A 15031-nucleotide genomic window follows, 5' to 3' on the forward strand; every position below is an offset into this window, starting at 1 on the left:
CTTATCACAAAGCCAATCCAGTTTGCCAAGGGCAAGTGGGTGGGGCAGGATTGCAGCCAAACAACATGCGGGTCCGGTTAGGGACTGCACCGAAGGAGTGGGAGAATAGCTATGGCAGGCGTGCCGATGGACCAGCGCGAGGGCTGGATCTGGTTTGATGGTCAGATGGTCCCTTGGGGAGATGCCAAGATTCACGTGCTTACGCACGGGCTGCACTATGCCAGCTGTGTGTTCGAGGGCCAGCGCGCCTATGGCGGCGAAGTGTTCAAGTTGCGCGAGCATACGAACCGGCTGATCCAGAGCGGCCAGACGCTCGATTTCACCATTCCCTATTCGGCCGATGAGATCGACGAGGCCTGCCGGCAGGTGCTGGCGAAGAACAACCTGGTCGATGCGTATATGCGTCCGGTGGCGTGGCGCGGCTCGGAGGAACTTTCGGTTCCCGGCCGCAACAACAAGGTACATCTCGCGATCGCGTCGTGGGTCTGGCCCAGCTACTTCTCGGTTGAGGAAAAGCTCAAGGGCATCCGGCTCGAGTGGAGCAAATGGAAGCGCCCGAGCCCGGAAACAATCCCGTGCACGGCCAAGGCAGCCGGCCTCTACATGATCTGCACGCTGTCGAAAGACGCAGCGATGGCGAACGGCTTTGCCGATGCGCTGATGCTCGACTATCGCGGCTATGTGGCCGAGGCGACCGGTGCCAACGTGTTCTTCGTCAAGGGCGACGAGATCCACACGCCGACGCCGGATTGCTTCCTCAATGGCATCACCCGGCAGACAGCGATCGGGCTGGCCAAGGAGAATGGCTACAAGGTCATCGAGCGGCACATCAAGCCGGAAGAGCTGTCGAAGTTCGACGAGTGCTTCCTGACGGGTACGGCCGCCGAATTGACGCCCGTGTCACAGGTGAGCGAGTTCACGTTCAAGCCGGCCAAGGCCTGCACGACGCTGATCAATGCGTATACGGAAGCTGTGACGCCAAAGAAGGTTGCTGCTGAGTAAGCCTTAGGGGCAATTCCGATATAATACGGGTCGCTTCAGCGGCCCGTATGCTTTTGCTTCGGTTACCGCGACGCTAGATCGTGGGGTTCACTTTTCTCCTAGGCCAGCGCCCGGTCAGATAAGGCAATGAATCTTGAAATTGCATCTAGCGCACCTCACGGAAGGGGCAAAGACCAACTGGATGCACGGCTACCGTGACGCGATTGGAGCGATCCAATGGGCGTTGCAGGATCTGGGGCATGATGTGACCTATGGGTTCAACAAGCTGAGCCCCGACAGGCGAACAATCCTGTTTGGTGGGCACCTCATTCCGCAACAGTTCTACCCGAAGCTGCGGCCAGACACGGTGTTTTACAATCTAGGCCGGATCACAGGCCCAAATCACGACGCATTGCGATCTTTGTACTCGACACTTTCCGGACGATTCGAACTTTGGGATTGCGAAGCGGACGGAGCGGCGGCCATTCCCGGGGTGCGGTTCGTTCCGCTTGGGTATGCCCCCGTCCTGCGGCGCCTGGTACAGCCAAAGGAGCAGGACATAGACGCGGTATTGGTTGGCGCGCCAACGACCCTGCGGCTGAAATTGTTCCAGACGCTTGTCATGTACAAAAGCCGATGCGTGTTCGCGCATGGGCTGTTCGGAGCGTTGAGGGACGAATTGATATCTCGTTCCAAGGTTGTGCTAGCGATCGTTGACGACCGGTCTCACGCTGCACCTTCGGTGCGGTTCAGCTTGCCGCTTGCCAATAGCAAGGCGGTGGTGAGCACCTTGGTGCGTGGCAGCCGCACAACCCAGTCTCTTCGGGATGCAGTAATCGAGGTTGAAGAAGAGCACGTCCTTGGGGCTGTGCAGCATCTGGTGGCCAATATTGCGGCACGTCGGTCTTTGGAGGAGCGCGCCTTCGCCTTGTTCCGCCAGCACGATGCGCGGCCGGCGCTCACCGCTGCGCTTGGTGGGTGAGTTCCATGCGGTTCCATTTGCTGCACTTCATCGGCGATCCGACGGTCCATATGCTCAGTGGGTACAACGAACTTATAGACACACTTGAGTGGGGCTTGACGAGTCTGGGGCATCAGGTCACCCGTGCGGTGAACCGCATTGAACCGGGCGCCATAAACATCGCATTTGGCAGCTACCTGATGCCGATCGAGGCGTTGGAGCAATTGCCGGCAGACAGCGTAGTCTACAATCTCGAGCAGTTGCGTGGCGCGCGTAAGCTCTATGGCACGATGGATTTTTGCGCCAAGACCTTCCAGATCTGGGACTACAGCCCTTTTAACAGCGAGTTCTGGGAGACCTTTGATGCTGCATTTACGCCAAGGCTGGTGCCCGTGGGGTATGCGCCGGTTCTTGAACGGATAAATCGACCGGTTGAACAAGAAATCGACGTGCTTATCTACGGAATGCCCAATAGTGACCGGTTGATACTATTCGACCGTCTGTCACATGCCGGGCTTTCGGTAGTGTTCGTTGCCGGCCTCTACGGCGCGGCCCGAGACGAGTTGATCGCACGTAGCAAGGTGGTCGCCAATCGATCTTATTTTACAAGTGCGAAAGTGTTCGAGGTTGTGCGCGCATCGTACCTGATGGCCAATCGAAAGGCCGTAGCCTCGGTCCTCGACGACGACACGGTGATCGAGGATGACATAAGGGCCGGCATCGCTGGATTGCCGGACAAGGAACTGGTGCAGGGAATTGTCGACCTTGTCGGCAATGAAGCCGCGCGTAAAGAGTTGGAGCAGCGCGGTTACGAGCAGTTCTCGAAACGCGACATCCGAATGTACCTGGAACGGGTGCTCGACACCTGATCTGAGCTAGCTAGTCCCAGCGGCGGCGGGCGGTGTCGTCGTGGGCTTTGGCGTCGACCCAGCGGTCGCCGGTTGGGGTGGCTTCTTTTTTCCAGAAGGGGGCGTCGGTCTTGAGGTAGTCCATCAGGAACTCGGCGCCCAAGAAGGCCGCCTGGCGGTGTGGCGCGAGGGTCATGACCTGGACGATCGGATCACCAGGGGAAAGTGGGCCGAAGCGGTGGATGACCGTGGCTTTGATCAGGCCGAAGCGGGTGACGGCTTCGGCGATCGCTTTGCCGATCTGGGCCTCAGCGAGTTCGGGGTAGCATTCCAGCGTGAGGATCGAGACTGGGTCTTCGGGGCGGGAGCGGACGAGGCCGGTGAAGGTCACCGCTGCGCCAGCCCCGGCGCTGGTTGCAAGGAACGCGTTGCTCTCGCCGCCGGGGTCGAATGGGGCCTCGATGAGGCGGACAGACATCTCAGCCGCCCGTCATGGGGGGGAACAGTGCGACGACCTTGGCGTTGCCGAGAAGGGTGGTGTGCGGAACGATCTCGTTGTCGATGGCGGCCTTTACCAACTCTGGCTTTTGCATTGCAAGATCAGCGGCTTCGTCGCGACTTCTGAGCCACTGAATCAGGTCGCCAACTGTGGCGACCTCGGCAGGCGGATTGACCTCTTCCTCGCCGCAATTGAGACGCTCGCGCAACCAGGCGAAGTAGCGGACTTTCATATTTCGGGTCCTGAGAGGTGCGGCCAGGTGGCGCGAAGGTATTCCCAGCCGGTCCAAAGCGTAAGGCCGGCCGCGACCCAGAGCACGACGTGGCTGATGAACCCGAGCCCGAGCAGCATGGGGGCGGCCATCACTAGAGCCAGAGCGACGAGCTGGGCGGTGGTCTTCCACTTGGCGAGAAGGCTTACCGGCACTTCGATGGCGCGGTTGCCGAGATATTCGCGGAGGCCGGCGATGAAGATCTCGCGCATCAGGATGGCGACTGCCGCGATCAGGTCGAAACCGTTGAGGTCGCGGGTCCAGGCGAGGGTGACGAGAAGGGCGGCGACCAGCAGCTTGTCGGCGATGGGGTCGAGCATCTTGCCGAGGGCGGAGTTGAGCTTCATATGGCGGGCGAGGAAGCCGTCGAGCCAATCGGTTACGGCTGCAGCGATGTAAAGCAGGAGTGCCAACCACCGCAGCCAGTCCCAGCCGCTGGCGACGAACAGGCAGATGACCGGGATCGCCGCGATGCGGGAGAGGGTCAACATATTGGGAATGGTGGTCAGTTGCGCTGGGATTTGCATGGGGGGACACAACCGCAGGATTGCGGCGGGGTCAAGGGTGGGTCGTCTTGCGCCCAGAGACTAACGGGTGAGCGGGCGCCTTTTGCACTTCCCCTCACCCGTCTCGCTTCGCTCGCCACCCTCTCCCTCAAGGGGAGAGGGAAGGAAGGTTAGGCCACCAACTGGCCGGTGGCGCGGCGGCGTTCTTCCACCGAGAGGGCCAGTTTTTCGAGGGTGGCGACGGTGCTGTCCCAATCGATGCAGCCATCGGTGATGGACTGGCCGTAGGTCAGGGGCTTGCCGGGGATCAGGTCCTGGCGGCCGGCGACGAGGTTGGACTCGATCATGACGCCGACGATCCGCTTGTCACCGGCGGCGATCTGGGCGCCGACTTCGTCGAGCACCAGAGGCTGGTTTTCCGGCTTCTTGGAAGAGTTGGCGTGGCTGGCGTCGACCATGATGGCCGGGCGGATGCCGGCCTTTTCAGACTCGGTGGCGGCGGCATTGACGCTTTCGGCGTCGTAGTTCGGCACTTTGCCGCCACGCAGGATGATGTGGCAGTCGTTATTGCCGGCGGTCGCGGCGATGGCGGAGCGGCCCGACTTGGTAACCGCGAGGAAATGGTGGGGCTGGCTCGCGGATTTGACAGCGTCGAGGGCGATGCGGACGTTGCCATCGGTGCCGTTCTTGAAGCCGACGGGGCAGGAAAGGCCGGAGGCGAGCTCGCGGTGGATCTGGCTCTCGGTGGTGCGCGCACCGATGGCGCCCCAGGCAACGAGATCCGCGAAGTACTGCGGGGTTGTCATGTCGAGGAATTCGCAGCCTGCGGGGAGCCCGAGATTGTTGACGTCGAGCAGCAGTGAGCGGGCGAGGCGCAGGCCGTTGTCGATGTCGAAGCTGCCATCGAGGGCGGGGTCGTTGATCAGCCCCTTCCAGCCGACGGTGGTGCGGGGCTTCTCGAAATAGACGCGCATTATGATCTCGAGCGAGCCCGAGAGTTTTTCCCGTAGGCCGGTGAGGCGCTTGGCGTAGTCAATGGCGGCTATGGGGTCGTGGATGGAGCAGGGGCCCACCACAACCACCAGGCGGTCATCGGTGCCGTGGAGGATGTTGTGCACGGCGTGACGCGAGGTCAGCACGGTCCGGGTGGCGGCATCTGTGCGGGGGAACTCGCGGACGACCTCTTCAGGCGTTCTGAGCTCGCGGATTTCGGTGATGCGCAGGTCGTCGGTGGATTTAAGCATTTGTCGTAGGCTCCTCGGATTTGGGACCCAGCGACAAAAAAGCCGCCAGGTGATCTGGCGGCGGTTCGGGAATTCTTCGTTTGTTTTCTAGATCAAACGCACCCCTCCGGCTGCCAGCGGCTTCCGTTGCTAAAATACCAGTACGAAAACGTGGCGCGGAGGTTCATGGGGCGAGTGTGTATCGCAGCTTTATGCACTTGTCACGGGGGTGATTTACGGTTGCCATCACGGCGCGCTGTTGCCGCGCTCGGCAGCAGCGGCCTTTATGGCGGCGAAGATGCGCATGGCGGCTTCGATGTCGCCTGGGGGAAGGCCGGCGAAGACCTCTTCCCGCAAGGCCAGCAGGTCACGGTTGACCTCGGCCATCACCTCACGCCCGCGGGCGGTGAAGGAAACGACGTTTGCGCGACGGTCGGACGCATCGGGCTCGCGTGTCACGAGGCCGGAGGCCTGCAGTTCGTCGATGAGCCGGACGAGTGAGGCGCCTTCGATGCCGATGGCTTCGGCGAGCGCGTTCTGGCGCACGGCGCCGCCGAGGCGATCGATCCAGATCAGCGGGGAAGAGGCGGCTTCCGACATGCCGTGCTTGCTCGCGGTCTCGCGGGCGATCTTGCGCCAGAGCCGGCCGGACAGCAGCAGATCGCGCGTCATGTCGCGCAGGAGGTATGCGTTCTGAGGGTCGGCCACCGGGTGCAGTCCTTTTGATTCCATCGCGACTACCTCGAAGAGGGCCTCTCGGAGAGAGTCTTCTGTCCGATAATATGCCAGTGGAGCAAGCGTCGCGCGGAGATTTGCGCTGGTTTGCTCCGACCGCAAGACCCAGCCATGGTTAATCGGAACTTAATCCCAGTTAATCTTGCATGCGTTAAATGCATAGCTTGTTTGAGATATACACGACTGCTCAAGTCGGCTAGGCGGGCCTATATACAAGTCACCAAACAGAAGGGGACTAAAAATGAACATCCGTCAGAAGCTTTCGCAGTTCGCCGCCTACAACCGCACCGTCCGTGAGCTTTCGCAGCTCAACAGCGCTCAGTTGCGTGATCTCGGTATCGCTCGCGAAGACATCAAGACTGTTGCTCGCTCTGCTGCCATCTAAGCAGCCTGCGAAAGCAGCTCACAAGGCGCCCTCGATGGGCGCCTTTTGCTTTTGTGCGCTTCGGAACGTCCGCTGGTCGCCGAGGCGCATTACGGTTGCCTTTGAACGGCTCACTCCCGCAAAAGTCGCTTCTCACCTTCCAGATGCGTTGCCGGAGTTCCAATTGTCCCTTTCTGCCCGCCTTGAGCGCGTCATTGATGACGCCATTGCCCGTCAGTCCATCGTGGGCGCGGTTGTCCTGGTGCGGAAGGATGGCCAGGAAATTTATCGCCGTGCCGCCGGAAATGCCGACCGCGAGGCCGGGACCCCGGTGCGTGATGATACGATCTTCCGCCTTGCATCAGTGACAAAGCCGTTCGTTGCTGCGGCGACGCTGGCGATGATCGAGCGCGGAAAGCTGAGATTCGACGATCTGGTGCGGGACTATCTGCAGTGGTTCCGGCCGCTGACGCCGGGTGGCGAGGTGGCGCAGATCACGATCCGGCACCTGCTGACGCATACATCCGGTCTTGGGTACGATCCCGCGCTGGAGCAGGACAGTGCCGTGACGCTTGGCATTGTCGACACCGATCTCGATTTCGAGGCGAATTTTACGCCCCACAATACCGTTCCGCTCGCCTTCGCCCCGGGGGAAGCGTGGAGCTATTCGATTGGCACCGATATTCTCGGTGCGGTGTTGGCGAAGGTTCATGGTGCGTCGCTGGAGGCAGCGGTCGACGAGTATATCTGCGGTCCGCTGGGGCTGCGCGACGCTTGCTTCCACGTCACCGATCCAGGCCGACTGGCGGTCTCCTATGCGGACAATGCAGAGCCCGGTGGTGCCGCCATCCGGATGCCTGATCCGTACTATGCGCCCGGTGAGGCCGGCTGGAAGGCGGGGTTTTCGCCTTCTCGCATCTTCAACCCGAAGGCTTTTCAGTCCGGCGGGGCGGGCATGGCTGGAACGGCGGACGATGTAATGGTGCTGCTCGACACGCTGGCGCGGGGTGGCGGGGCGGTGCTCAGTCCGGACCTGGCTGCGGCAGGGTTCGCCAACCAGATCGGTGAGCTTGAGAGCGAGCCCGGCATGCGGTTCGGGTATTTTGGCGCGGTGGCGTTCGATCCAGCCGCCGCCGGCATCACGCTCGCCAAAGGCGCGGTGCAATGGGGCGGGGTCTATGGCAATACTTGGATGGTTGATCGTGAGGCCGGGATTACCATGGTGTCGCTGAGCAACACGGCGCTGGAGGGGTGCATGGGGGCGTTTCCGGACAGTCTTCGCCGCGCCGTTTATGGAAAACTCTAGCTACCGTTGAAGTGGTCGTAGATCTGCTGGGCGAGCTGGCTGGAGACGCCCGGCACGCTGGTGAGGTCGGCGAGGGCGGCGCGGCTGACGGCTTTGGCCGAGCCGAAGCGCTGGAGCAGGGCGCGCTTGCGGGTGGGGCCGATACCCTCGATTTCATCGAGCGGGTTGCTGATCGCTGCCTTTTGGCGCTTGGCCCGGTGGGTGCCGATGGCGAAGCGGTGGGCTTCGTCGCGCAGGCGCTGGACGTAGTAGAGCACCGGATCGCGATGCGGCAGCATGAACGGTGCGCGGCCTTCCATATGGAATTTCTCGCGACCCGCGTCGCGTTCCTCGCCCTTGGCGATGCCGATGAAGGTGACCTCGCGGGGGAGGTTGAGTTCGGCAATGACCTCGCGCACCGCGTTGAGCTGGCCCGCGCCGCCGTCGATGAAGACGACATCGGGCCAATCCGGCATTTCGCTTTCGTCGCCTTCCTCGTCGGGGGCGCTTTCGGCGGCGAGGCGGGTGAAGCGGCGGGTCAGAACTTCGCGCATCATGCCGAAGTCGTCACCGGGGGTGATCTCGGTGCTTTTGATGTTGAAGGTGCGATAGTGCTTTTTCGACAGGCCGTCGACACCGGCGACGACCATGGCGCCGACGGCGTTGGTGCCGGAGATATGCGAGTTGTCGTAGATCTCGATGCGGCGCGGGGGCTCGTTGAGGCCGAAGAGATTGGCGACGCCATCGAGCAGGGTTTTCTGGGTGGCGCCTTCTGCGAGCTGGCGGCCGAGGGCCTCTCGGGCGTTGTCGACCGCGTGCTGGACCAGCTCGCGCTTTTCACCGCGCTGCGGGACCAGGATGTTGACCTTGTGGCCGGCGCGGCTTGAGAGGGCTTCCTCCATCAGAGCCGGTTCGGTGAGCGCATGCGAGAGCAGGATCTGGCGGGGCGGGGTGCGGTCTTCGTAGAACTGGCTGATGAAGGCCTCGAGCACTTCGACATCGTCGAGCGTGGCGTCGGCCCGTGGTCGGAAGGCGTGATTGCCCCAGTTCTGGAAGGCGCGGAAGAAGAAGACCTGGACGCAGAATTGGCCCGCTTCGTGGGAGATGGCGAAGACGTCGGCTTCCTCGACAGTGCGGGCCACGGCGTCGCTGCCTCCCTGCACCTGGGCGAGTGCCGAGATGCGGTCGCGCAATAGGGCGGCACGCTCGAAATCAAGGGCTTCGGCGGCCTTGTTCATGTCGGCTGCGAGGTGGTCCTGCACGGATTTGGATTTGCCGGAGAGGAACTGGCGGGCTTCTTCTGCGAGTTCGGCATAGTCGGGCAGCGAGATTTCGCCGGTGCAGGGGGCGGAGCAGCGTTTGATCTGATGGAGGATGCAGGGGCGGGTGCGACCCTTGTAGAAGCTGTCCGAACAGGTGCGGAGGAGGAACGCCTTCTGCAGGGAATTGATGGTGCGCTTGACGGCGAGGGCCGAGGCGAAGGGGCCGAAATAGTGACCCTTGGCGCGGCGGGTGCCGCGGTGCTTGCGGAGTTCCGGGGCTTCGTGATCGGTGGCGATCAGGATGTAGGGGAAGCTCTTGTCGTCGCGCAGCAGCACATTGTAGCGAGGCTTCAGCCGCTTGATAAGGTTGGCTTCGAGCAACAGCGCTTCGGCCTCGGTCTCGGTAAGGACGAACTCCATGTTGCAGGTGGCCGCGATCATGCGCTGGATGCGGATATCGAGGCCTTCGGGGCGGGTGTAGTTGGTGACGCGGGCCTTGAGGCTCCGGGCTTTCCCCACATAGATGACTTCGCCCGCCGCATCGAACATGCGGTAGACGCCCGGAGCGGTGGGCAAGGTCTTGACGAAGTTCCGGATGACCTCCGGACCGGACAGCGGCGCGGGATCGGTCATTTGCGTCGTGCCGTCGGGCCGCGGCGATCGGGCCATTCGAGATGTTCGCCACCATCGAGCGCAATCATCTGGCCGGTCATGGTGGAGAGCGAGAGGATGGCCATGAGGCCGTCGGCGATGCCTTCGCCATCCGCGGCGTGACCGAGGGGCAGTTCGGCGGACCGCTTTTCGTGCGCCTGTTGCGAGACATGCGGCGGCGGGACGGCGGGGCCGGGTCCGATGGCATTGACGCGAATGCGCGGGGCGAGGGACTGCGCGAGGGTGCGAGTCATGGTCCAGAGCACTGACTTGGATAGCGTGTAACTGAAGAAGGCGGGCGAGAGGTCGAGGACACGCTCGTCGATGATGTTGACGATGTTCCCTTCAGCGCCCGCCGGCAGTTGGTTGGCGAAATCGCGGGCGAGGAAGGCCGGCGCTTCGGCGTGGACGGCGAAGTGGGCGTCCCACAGCGCCTCGTCGAGATCGACGGCGGCATCACGTTCGAAGCTCGAGGCGTTGTTGACCAGGAGCCTGAGCGGGCCGAAGTGGCGCGCTGCTGCAGAGATCAGCCCGGCGCGTTGACTGCGGTTGGCGAGATCGGCCTGCACCGCAGCGGCCTTGCCGCCGGCGTCGCGGATGGCTTTGACGACGGCCTCGGCTTTGTCCGCCGAGGCGCGGTAGTGGATGATGACCGCCCAGCCGGCATGCGCAAGCCGGCGCGCCATTGCCGCGCCAATGCGGTCGGCGGCACCAGTTACGAGGGCGACGGGCGGGGAGGCCGGAGAGTGTGGCGTGGTTGGGCTCATGAGTCGGTGTGCAAGATAGGCGTTTGACCGGGTTGCTTCAATTCCGCTAGGCGGTGCGAAGCGTGGCTGCAGGCCTTTCGACACGAACGCATGTGGACTAAGCTTGTCGTGCGGCCGGAGGGGATTTGGCCGCATTGAACCTGGAGGGGTCATCACATGGAAGCGTTGGTACCTATTCTTGTACAGCTGATTGGCGGTGGTGTTGGGGGCAATGTCATTGGCAATGTCATCAAGCAGCTCAATCTCGGACCGGTGGGTAACTCCATCGCCGGCGCAGTTGGCGGATTTATCGGAACGTGGCTTGCTGCCCAGATTCCCGGGCTGTCGGGTATGCTGGGATCGGTCGCAGCAGGTTCAGGCGGGCTCGATATCGGAGCCCTGGCTGGCAATGGCGTGACCGGGCTTGTCGGTGGCGGCCTGCTGACCGCCATTGCCGGGGCGATCAAGAACGCGACGATGAAATAGGCTGACTGTCTTTCTTTCCAGCGCCCCGTGCCGATCCGGCCCGGGGCGCGTTTGCTGAGTAGTTCCGTGTCGCAAGAAACCCCTGTTGCCCCGCGCCGCCGCGCCGACAATGTTGCCATGGGCATCGGGCTGAACCTGTTGGCCGTCATCATCTTTGGCGTGCAGGACGCGATCTCCAAACTGCTGGTGCAGGACTATTCGCCGTTCCAGTTGGCGATGGTACGGTTCTGGGCATTTGCGGCGTTCTCCCTGTTCCTGGTGAGCCGGCAGGCGCCGTTGAAGCAGGCATTCCGATCGCGGCAGCCGGTGCTGCAGTGGCTGCGCGTCGTGCTGCTGGTGGTCGACATCTGGCTGTTTGCGGTGGCGCTGAAGACCGTGCCACTCGCTGAGCTGCAGGCGATTGTGTTGGTCTATCCGCTGCTGGCGACACTGCTTGCGATCCCCATTTTGGGCGAGAAGGTGGGGCTGTTCCGGTTTGTTGCAGTGCTCGTTGGGTTTTGCGGGGCGCTGGTGATCGTGCGGCCTGGCGGGTTGCCGATCGACTGGGGCGTGATCGCGGGCGTGCTGTCGGCGACCTGTTACGCGGCCTATCTCGCCTTGACCCGCAAGGTCTCGGCTACAGACAGCACGGCGACCAGCATGGTCTTTGTCGGGGTTGGCGGGCTGGTGCTGACGAGTGCCGTGGGGCTGTTCTTCTGGCAGCCGATTACCCTGCAGTCGTTGCTGTTTATTTCTGCGATCATGGTGACTTCGACGGCTGCGCATGGGCTGATGATGGTTGCCTTGTCGCGCGCCCCGGCCAGCACACTGCAGCCGTTCAACTATGTGTCGCTGCCGTGGGGGATTGTGCTCAGCTATACCGTGTTCGGGCACCTTATCGACCCGATTGCGCTGATTGGAGGCGCGGTGATTGTCGGTGCGGGGCTCGTGGTGATGGGGCGGGAGCGCTATCTGATCCGGCGGGGGAGGAAGGCGGCGCCCGTCGCGGCGGAAGAGGAAACGCCGCCCCATTGATATAGCCGCTATCAGGTGAACCAGCGCGCGATCCAGACACCGCCGGCGGCGGTGAGCGCACTGACCGTGGTGCCCCACGCCATATCGAAGGCCGCGACCGTGGGGGTGAAGCCGCGGACTGTCGAGAGATTGGTCAGGTCGTAGGTGCCGTAGGCGACAAAGCCGAGGACCGCGCCCATCAGCAACGCCTTGACGACATCGCCCTCGGCCGGGGCGGCAACCAGAATGACGAGGCCGGCGACGTAGGCAAGATAGAAGGCCGCCGCGATGACCAGATTTGGCTGCTCTAGGAGCAGGTCGCCGAGCTCCTTGCGATAGAGATTTTTCGAGCTCAGCGTGAGCCAGACGAAATCTGCCGGAAAGAAGATTGCGGCGCAGGCGAGGTAGAGGATCAGGTAGCGGGTCATGTCATCCATCTGGCTGGCTGCCGCACCAATCCCGGTGAAGCGAAGCGATTATACTGCAACGCAGGAGCGTGGGGATAAGATCACTTCGCAGCGTCTTGAATTGGCGGTGACGCGAGAGCACTTGTGGCGCGTGACGTTGAATTTGCGCCTTTCCCAAGGGGAGTTGCCATGCCGGTTCTGATTGAAATTGTATTGGCTGTTGCTGTGGTTGCCCTGGTCGTCAGCTACCTGATGCGGGGGCGGCGGGAGGCTGAACGGCAGGACGTGATCGAGCGCCGGGTTGAGGCTTATATGCAGACCATCCGGCGGGAGGGCGGCACGTCCGAGCTGGCCCAGATGACTGATGTGGAACTCAAGGATTTGCTGCTTTCCAGTGCGCGGAACCTAAGGCTGCAAATGGAGCGCAAGTGGTACCTGCTGCTGGGCGGCGGGGTGGTTGGGTTCTTCGGTGCGATCCTGGTGGGTACGCAGGACGGCGCGCGGGGATTCGGCATAACCGTGCTTCTGGCCGGGCTGGTGCTTTATGGGATCAACGAGTTCATCACCCGCCGCGCCAAGGAGCCGCTGGCTGCGCATGGCATTGATGCCGAGCGGCTGCGGGTCGAGTGAAGGCCCGCAGCACATTGGCGTGATCAGTCGGTAATGCAGAAGCTGGCGTTCGAGCCGCCAACGCAGACCTGGCTGCGCGGAATCGGCTGGTGGAATGGGCGGAAGTGCGGGCGCACGACATAGAACGGGAACGGATCCTCGTCATCGTCGTAGCGGTCGTCCCAGCGATCCCGATCCTGCGTCAGGTAGTTGGCGTTGACCCAGCCATCGGGGCCGCGCTTTTCGACAAAGCACCAAGCTCCGCGGCAATGGTCCACATCGACACGTTCGCCCGGATAGAGCGCATCGACGATTCCGTAGCCGGTGCCCGGACCGGAGCGGACGTTGACGGTGCTTGAGGCAAAGGCGCTGGCTGCCGAGGCGGCGGCGGTTCCGAGGGCAAGCGCCAGGGCGGCGCCTCCGAGAGTTAGCAAAGTGCGGTTGAGGGACATGGAACGCTCCCGTGATGGTGGTTGACGATAGCCCCCTAGGCCATGCCAACGGTGCTCCAGCTATCCTGAACCGGACCTGAACGCAGAAACGCCAACGCCGCCGGGAAGCCCCGGCGGCGCGGCAGAAATCGTCAGGTGAGCTTAGTAGCTGGTGCCGAGGCAGAACGAGGCGTGGCTGCCGCCGACGCAGAACGAGCCGCCGACCGGGTAGCCGGGATAATCGGGATAGTCGTAATCGGCGTCATCCCAGTGAGGGTGGAAGTCGAGCTTGGAAGCCTTCACCCAGCCGTCGTCGCCGGGAACCTTGATGAAGTACCAGCCGTTCCAGCTGGAGAGGATTTTCACCTTCTGGCCTTCTTCGACGTAGTTGACGACCGAAGACGAGGTCTTGTGCTTGAAGTAGACGTTGGCGTCCTGGTCGACCCAAGCGTACTGCGAAGCGAAAGAGGCACCAGCGGTGGCCACCAGAACGGCGGCGGCGAGGGCGACGGTCTTGATTGTGCGGGAGATCATTTTGGTGGTCCTTGTGTTGGGTTGTTGGCATCTCTGCCTTGACCGTGACACTAGGACTTGCTGTCTGAACCGGGGATGAAACCGTTGTTTATCTTGGCAACGGCGCGTCGACGGCGGCAATCCGCGGTAGAAGGCGGCCCGCACCCCGGGATTTCCGGAATGCGGGCACAGGTGGTTTCTACAGCCGAACGGCGCCGTGATCACCGACTGCCGGCTTGGCGCCAGTCACTGCTGCCGTGAGCATGATAGCGCCAGCGATGAGCTTGCTGGGGCCATCCCAGAGTTCGGCGTTTTCCGGGGTGACGGTGATGAGGCGGATATCGGGATCGTCGGCGCTCTCCCACCAGGCCTTGGCGAAGGGCGTCCACAGTTCGCGGATCTTTTCGCGGTCGTTGCTGACGACGGCTTGGCCCGAAATGGCGAGGTAGTCGGAGCCGCCCTGATCGACGAAACCTAGAGTCACGGTGGAGAACTTCTCGATCTGCTGGACCAGCGTCAGGGGTGGCGCGCCGGTGGCGGCTGCGAGTGTGGTGCCGCCATCCTTACCGACGAGGAAGTAAATGGAGTGGGCGTCGCGATCAACGTGGGAGGTGAGGGGCCGGAGGCGTTGGCGCTCGCCGTCCCAGGTGGTGAACATCGGGAAGCGGATCTTTTCAGCCAGATGCCAGGCCTTGTCGGCGATCTCGGCAGGGGTAAGGTTTGCTTCTTCGTGAGCCATGGGAAATCTCCTTGTTGGTGAGGGGCTAACGAAGAAGCCGGCATCGGGTTGCGGATGAGAAAGGAAATGGTGCGGCAGTGCGCGGGCAGCGACGCCCCGGGAGTGATGCTGCAGAAGGCTGAGGGTGGCTTTGAACCCGTGGCCTAGTCGGGGAGCGGCCGCCTGCGCTTGATCTCGATAATGCGGTCGGTGTCGGCGGCGCTGAGGTAGCGGCCGCGTTCGAGGATTTCGAGTGTGTATTCGCGATAGGTGAGGCCGAGCGCTTCGGCGCGGCGGGCGCGCATGATGGCGATGTCGTAGGGGACGTTTTTCCAGATGGCGTCCTCGGCTGCCTTCCATTCGAAATAACTGCCGATCCCTTTGCTGCCCCAGGGGCGGGGATCGTCATCGAGCGGCGGGCCGCCATTCGAGCGGGAGGGCTCGGGTTCAGGCGCGGGGCGAAGTGGACGGGCGGTGGACAAGGCTGGGCTCCGTGATCTCACTGATCCTCGCCGTGGCAGGCGGGCGCGTCAACGCAGCGG

General features: G+C 62.7%; 20 protein-coding genes. 8 read left to right on the forward strand and 12 right to left on the reverse strand.

Annotation, left to right across the window (positions count from 1 at the left end; all coding sequences use genetic code 11):
• Positions 1-111 precede the first annotated feature (111 nt).
• From ACO06J_RS03095 to ACO06J_RS03105, 3 genes are all read left to right on the forward strand, one after another.
• Complete coding sequence (locus ACO06J_RS03095; protein ID WP_421759233.1) at positions 112-1002, forward strand: branched-chain amino acid aminotransferase; 891 nt, start codon at positions 112-114, stop codon at positions 1000-1002.
• 133 nt (positions 1003-1135) lie between these two features.
• The gene (locus tag ACO06J_RS03100) at positions 1136-1963 is read left to right on the forward strand and encodes a hypothetical protein (RefSeq protein WP_421759234.1); all 828 of its coding nucleotides are present in this window, start codon (positions 1136-1138) and stop codon (positions 1961-1963) included.
• 5 nt (positions 1964-1968) lie between these two features.
• A complete protein-coding gene (locus ACO06J_RS03105) occupies positions 1969-2811 on the forward strand; it encodes a hypothetical protein (RefSeq protein WP_421759235.1) in 843 nt (280 codons plus the stop codon).
• 10 nt (positions 2812-2821) lie between these two features.
• Here the strand turns inward: ACO06J_RS03105 and ACO06J_RS03110 are convergent, their stop codons facing one another.
• The 5 genes from ACO06J_RS03110 to ACO06J_RS03130 form a co-directional block, all read right to left on the reverse strand.
• The gene (locus tag ACO06J_RS03110; RefSeq protein ID WP_421759236.1) at positions 2822-3268 is read right to left on the reverse strand and encodes a molybdenum cofactor biosynthesis protein MoaE; all 447 of its coding nucleotides are present in this window, start codon (positions 3266-3268) and stop codon (positions 2822-2824) included.
• Between the two features lies 1 nt (position 3269).
• Positions 3270-3521, reverse strand: a complete 252-nt coding sequence (gene moaD / locus ACO06J_RS03115; protein ID WP_421759237.1) for a molybdopterin converting factor subunit 1 — start codon at positions 3519-3521, stop codon at positions 3270-3272.
• Entirely contained in the window at positions 3518-4087 is a 570-nt protein-coding gene (gene pgsA / locus ACO06J_RS03120; protein ID WP_421759238.1) for a CDP-diacylglycerol--glycerol-3-phosphate 3-phosphatidyltransferase, read from the reverse strand. Before pgsA ends, moaD begins: the two co-directional genes overlap by 4 nt.
• A gap of 149 nt (positions 4088-4236) precedes the next feature.
• Positions 4237-5310, reverse strand: a complete 1074-nt coding sequence (locus tag ACO06J_RS03125) for a 3-deoxy-7-phosphoheptulonate synthase (protein WP_421759239.1) — start codon at positions 5308-5310, stop codon at positions 4237-4239.
• Positions 5311-5535: 225 nt separating this feature from the next.
• A complete protein-coding gene (locus tag ACO06J_RS03130; protein ID WP_421759240.1) occupies positions 5536-5997 on the reverse strand; it encodes a MarR family winged helix-turn-helix transcriptional regulator in 462 nt (153 codons plus the stop codon).
• Positions 5998-6265: 268 nt separating this feature from the next.
• Here ACO06J_RS03130 and ACO06J_RS03135 point away from each other — a divergent pair, with 268 nt between their 5' ends.
• Together ACO06J_RS03135 and ACO06J_RS03140 are read left to right on the forward strand one after the other, a co-directional pair.
• Entirely contained in the window at positions 6266-6409 is a 144-nt protein-coding gene (locus ACO06J_RS03135; protein ID WP_421759241.1) for a DUF1127 domain-containing protein, read from the forward strand.
• Positions 6410-6572: 163 nt separating this feature from the next.
• Positions 6573-7694: a serine hydrolase domain-containing protein gene (locus ACO06J_RS03140; protein ID WP_421759242.1), complete on the forward strand. Its 1122-nt coding sequence runs from the start codon at positions 6573-6575 to the stop codon at positions 7692-7694.
• On the opposite strand, the gene uvrC is transcribed toward ACO06J_RS03140, so the two are convergent.
• On the reverse strand, positions 7691-9604 hold the full coding sequence (uvrC, locus tag ACO06J_RS03145) for an excinuclease ABC subunit UvrC (protein ID WP_421759243.1): 1914 nt from the start codon (positions 9602-9604) through the stop codon (positions 7691-7693). The genes ACO06J_RS03140 and uvrC overlap by 4 nt on opposite strands.
• Positions 9565-10353 carry an SDR family oxidoreductase gene (locus ACO06J_RS03150; RefSeq protein ID WP_421759244.1) on the reverse strand — a complete coding sequence of 263 codons (789 nt, stop codon included), beginning with the start codon at positions 10351-10353 and terminating at the stop codon, positions 9565-9567. Before ACO06J_RS03150 ends, uvrC begins: the two co-directional genes overlap by 40 nt.
• Positions 10354-10509: 156 nt before the next feature.
• Between ACO06J_RS03150 and ACO06J_RS03155 the strand changes: the two genes are divergently transcribed.
• Together ACO06J_RS03155 and ACO06J_RS03160 are read left to right on the forward strand one after the other, a co-directional pair.
• Entirely contained in the window at positions 10510-10818 is a 309-nt protein-coding gene (locus ACO06J_RS03155) for a hypothetical protein (protein ID WP_421759245.1), read from the forward strand.
• A gap of 66 nt (positions 10819-10884) precedes the next feature.
• Positions 10885-11832 carry a DMT family transporter gene (locus ACO06J_RS03160; protein ID WP_421759246.1) on the forward strand — a complete coding sequence of 316 codons (948 nt, stop codon included), beginning with the start codon at positions 10885-10887 and terminating at the stop codon, positions 11830-11832.
• A gap of 11 nt (positions 11833-11843) precedes the next feature.
• Here the strand turns inward: ACO06J_RS03160 and ACO06J_RS03165 are convergent, their stop codons facing one another.
• Positions 11844-12248 carry a DUF2177 family protein gene (locus tag ACO06J_RS03165; protein ID WP_421759247.1) on the reverse strand — a complete coding sequence of 135 codons (405 nt, stop codon included), beginning with the start codon at positions 12246-12248 and terminating at the stop codon, positions 11844-11846.
• A gap of 159 nt (positions 12249-12407) precedes the next feature.
• Here ACO06J_RS03165 and ACO06J_RS03170 point away from each other — a divergent pair, with 159 nt between their 5' ends.
• On the forward strand, positions 12408-12848 hold the full coding sequence (locus tag ACO06J_RS03170) for a hypothetical protein (protein WP_421759248.1): 441 nt from the start codon (positions 12408-12410) through the stop codon (positions 12846-12848).
• A gap of 23 nt (positions 12849-12871) precedes the next feature.
• Here ACO06J_RS03170 and ACO06J_RS03175 read toward each other — a convergent pair whose 3' ends face one another.
• From ACO06J_RS03175 to ACO06J_RS03190, 4 genes are all read right to left on the reverse strand, one after another.
• Positions 12872-13279, reverse strand: coding sequence for an SH3 domain-containing protein (locus ACO06J_RS03175; RefSeq protein WP_421759249.1), 408 nt, complete (start codon positions 13277-13279; stop codon positions 12872-12874).
• A gap of 141 nt (positions 13280-13420) precedes the next feature.
• Positions 13421-13792: an SH3 domain-containing protein gene (locus ACO06J_RS03180; protein ID WP_421759250.1), complete on the reverse strand. Its 372-nt coding sequence runs from the start codon at positions 13790-13792 to the stop codon at positions 13421-13423.
• A 178-nt stretch (positions 13793-13970) separates the two neighbouring features.
• Complete coding sequence (locus tag ACO06J_RS03185) at positions 13971-14510, reverse strand: pyridoxamine 5'-phosphate oxidase family protein (RefSeq protein WP_421759251.1); 540 nt, start codon at positions 14508-14510, stop codon at positions 13971-13973.
• A 143-nt stretch (positions 14511-14653) separates the two neighbouring features.
• Positions 14654-14971, reverse strand: coding sequence for a hypothetical protein (locus tag ACO06J_RS03190; protein ID WP_421759252.1), 318 nt, complete (start codon positions 14969-14971; stop codon positions 14654-14656).
• Positions 14972-15031 lie beyond the last annotated feature (60 nt).

The sequence above is a fragment of the Devosia sp. genome, from assembly GCF_965229025.1.
Taxonomy (GTDB): domain Bacteria; phylum Pseudomonadota; class Alphaproteobacteria; order Rhizobiales; family Devosiaceae; genus Devosia_A.

Bases quoted from the DNA above. Each gene is read 5' to 3' on its own strand.
- moaD (WP_421759237.1), bottom strand. From the start codon at position 3,521: ATGAAAGTCCGCTACTTCGCCTGGTTGCGCGAGCGTCTCAATTGCGGC.
- ACO06J_RS03170 (WP_421759248.1), top strand. From the start codon at position 12,408: ATGCCGGTTCTGATTGAAATTGTATTGGCTGTTGCTGTGGTTGCCCTG.
- ACO06J_RS03125 (WP_421759239.1), bottom strand. From the start codon at position 5,310: ATGCTTAAATCCACCGACGACCTGCGCATCACCGAAATCCGCGAGCTC.
- ACO06J_RS03175 (WP_421759249.1), bottom strand. From the start codon at position 13,279: ATGTCCCTCAACCGCACTTTGCTAACTCTCGGAGGCGCCGCCCTGGCG.
- ACO06J_RS03155 (WP_421759245.1), top strand. From the start codon at position 10,510: ATGGAAGCGTTGGTACCTATTCTTGTACAGCTGATTGGCGGTGGTGTT.
- ACO06J_RS03110 (WP_421759236.1), bottom strand. From the start codon at position 3,268: ATGTCTGTCCGCCTCATCGAGGCCCCATTCGACCCCGGCGGCGAGAGC.
- ACO06J_RS03135 (WP_421759241.1), top strand. From the start codon at position 6,266: ATGAACATCCGTCAGAAGCTTTCGCAGTTCGCCGCCTACAACCGCACC.
- ACO06J_RS03095 (WP_421759233.1), top strand. From the start codon at position 112: ATGGCAGGCGTGCCGATGGACCAGCGCGAGGGCTGGATCTGGTTTGAT.
- uvrC (WP_421759243.1), bottom strand. From the start codon at position 9,604: ATGGCCCGATCGCCGCGGCCCGACGGCACGACGCAAATGACCGATCCC.
- ACO06J_RS03105 (WP_421759235.1), top strand. From the start codon at position 1,969: ATGCGGTTCCATTTGCTGCACTTCATCGGCGATCCGACGGTCCATATG.
- ACO06J_RS03150 (WP_421759244.1), bottom strand. From the start codon at position 10,353: ATGAGCCCAACCACGCCACACTCTCCGGCCTCCCCGCCCGTCGCCCTC.
- pgsA (WP_421759238.1), bottom strand. From the start codon at position 4,087: ATGCAAATCCCAGCGCAACTGACCACCATTCCCAATATGTTGACCCTC.
- ACO06J_RS03180 (WP_421759250.1), bottom strand. From the start codon at position 13,792: ATGATCTCCCGCACAATCAAGACCGTCGCCCTCGCCGCCGCCGTTCTG.
- ACO06J_RS03165 (WP_421759247.1), bottom strand. From the start codon at position 12,248: ATGGATGACATGACCCGCTACCTGATCCTCTACCTCGCCTGCGCCGCA.
- ACO06J_RS03185 (WP_421759251.1), bottom strand. From the start codon at position 14,510: ATGGCTCACGAAGAAGCAAACCTTACCCCTGCCGAGATCGCCGACAAG.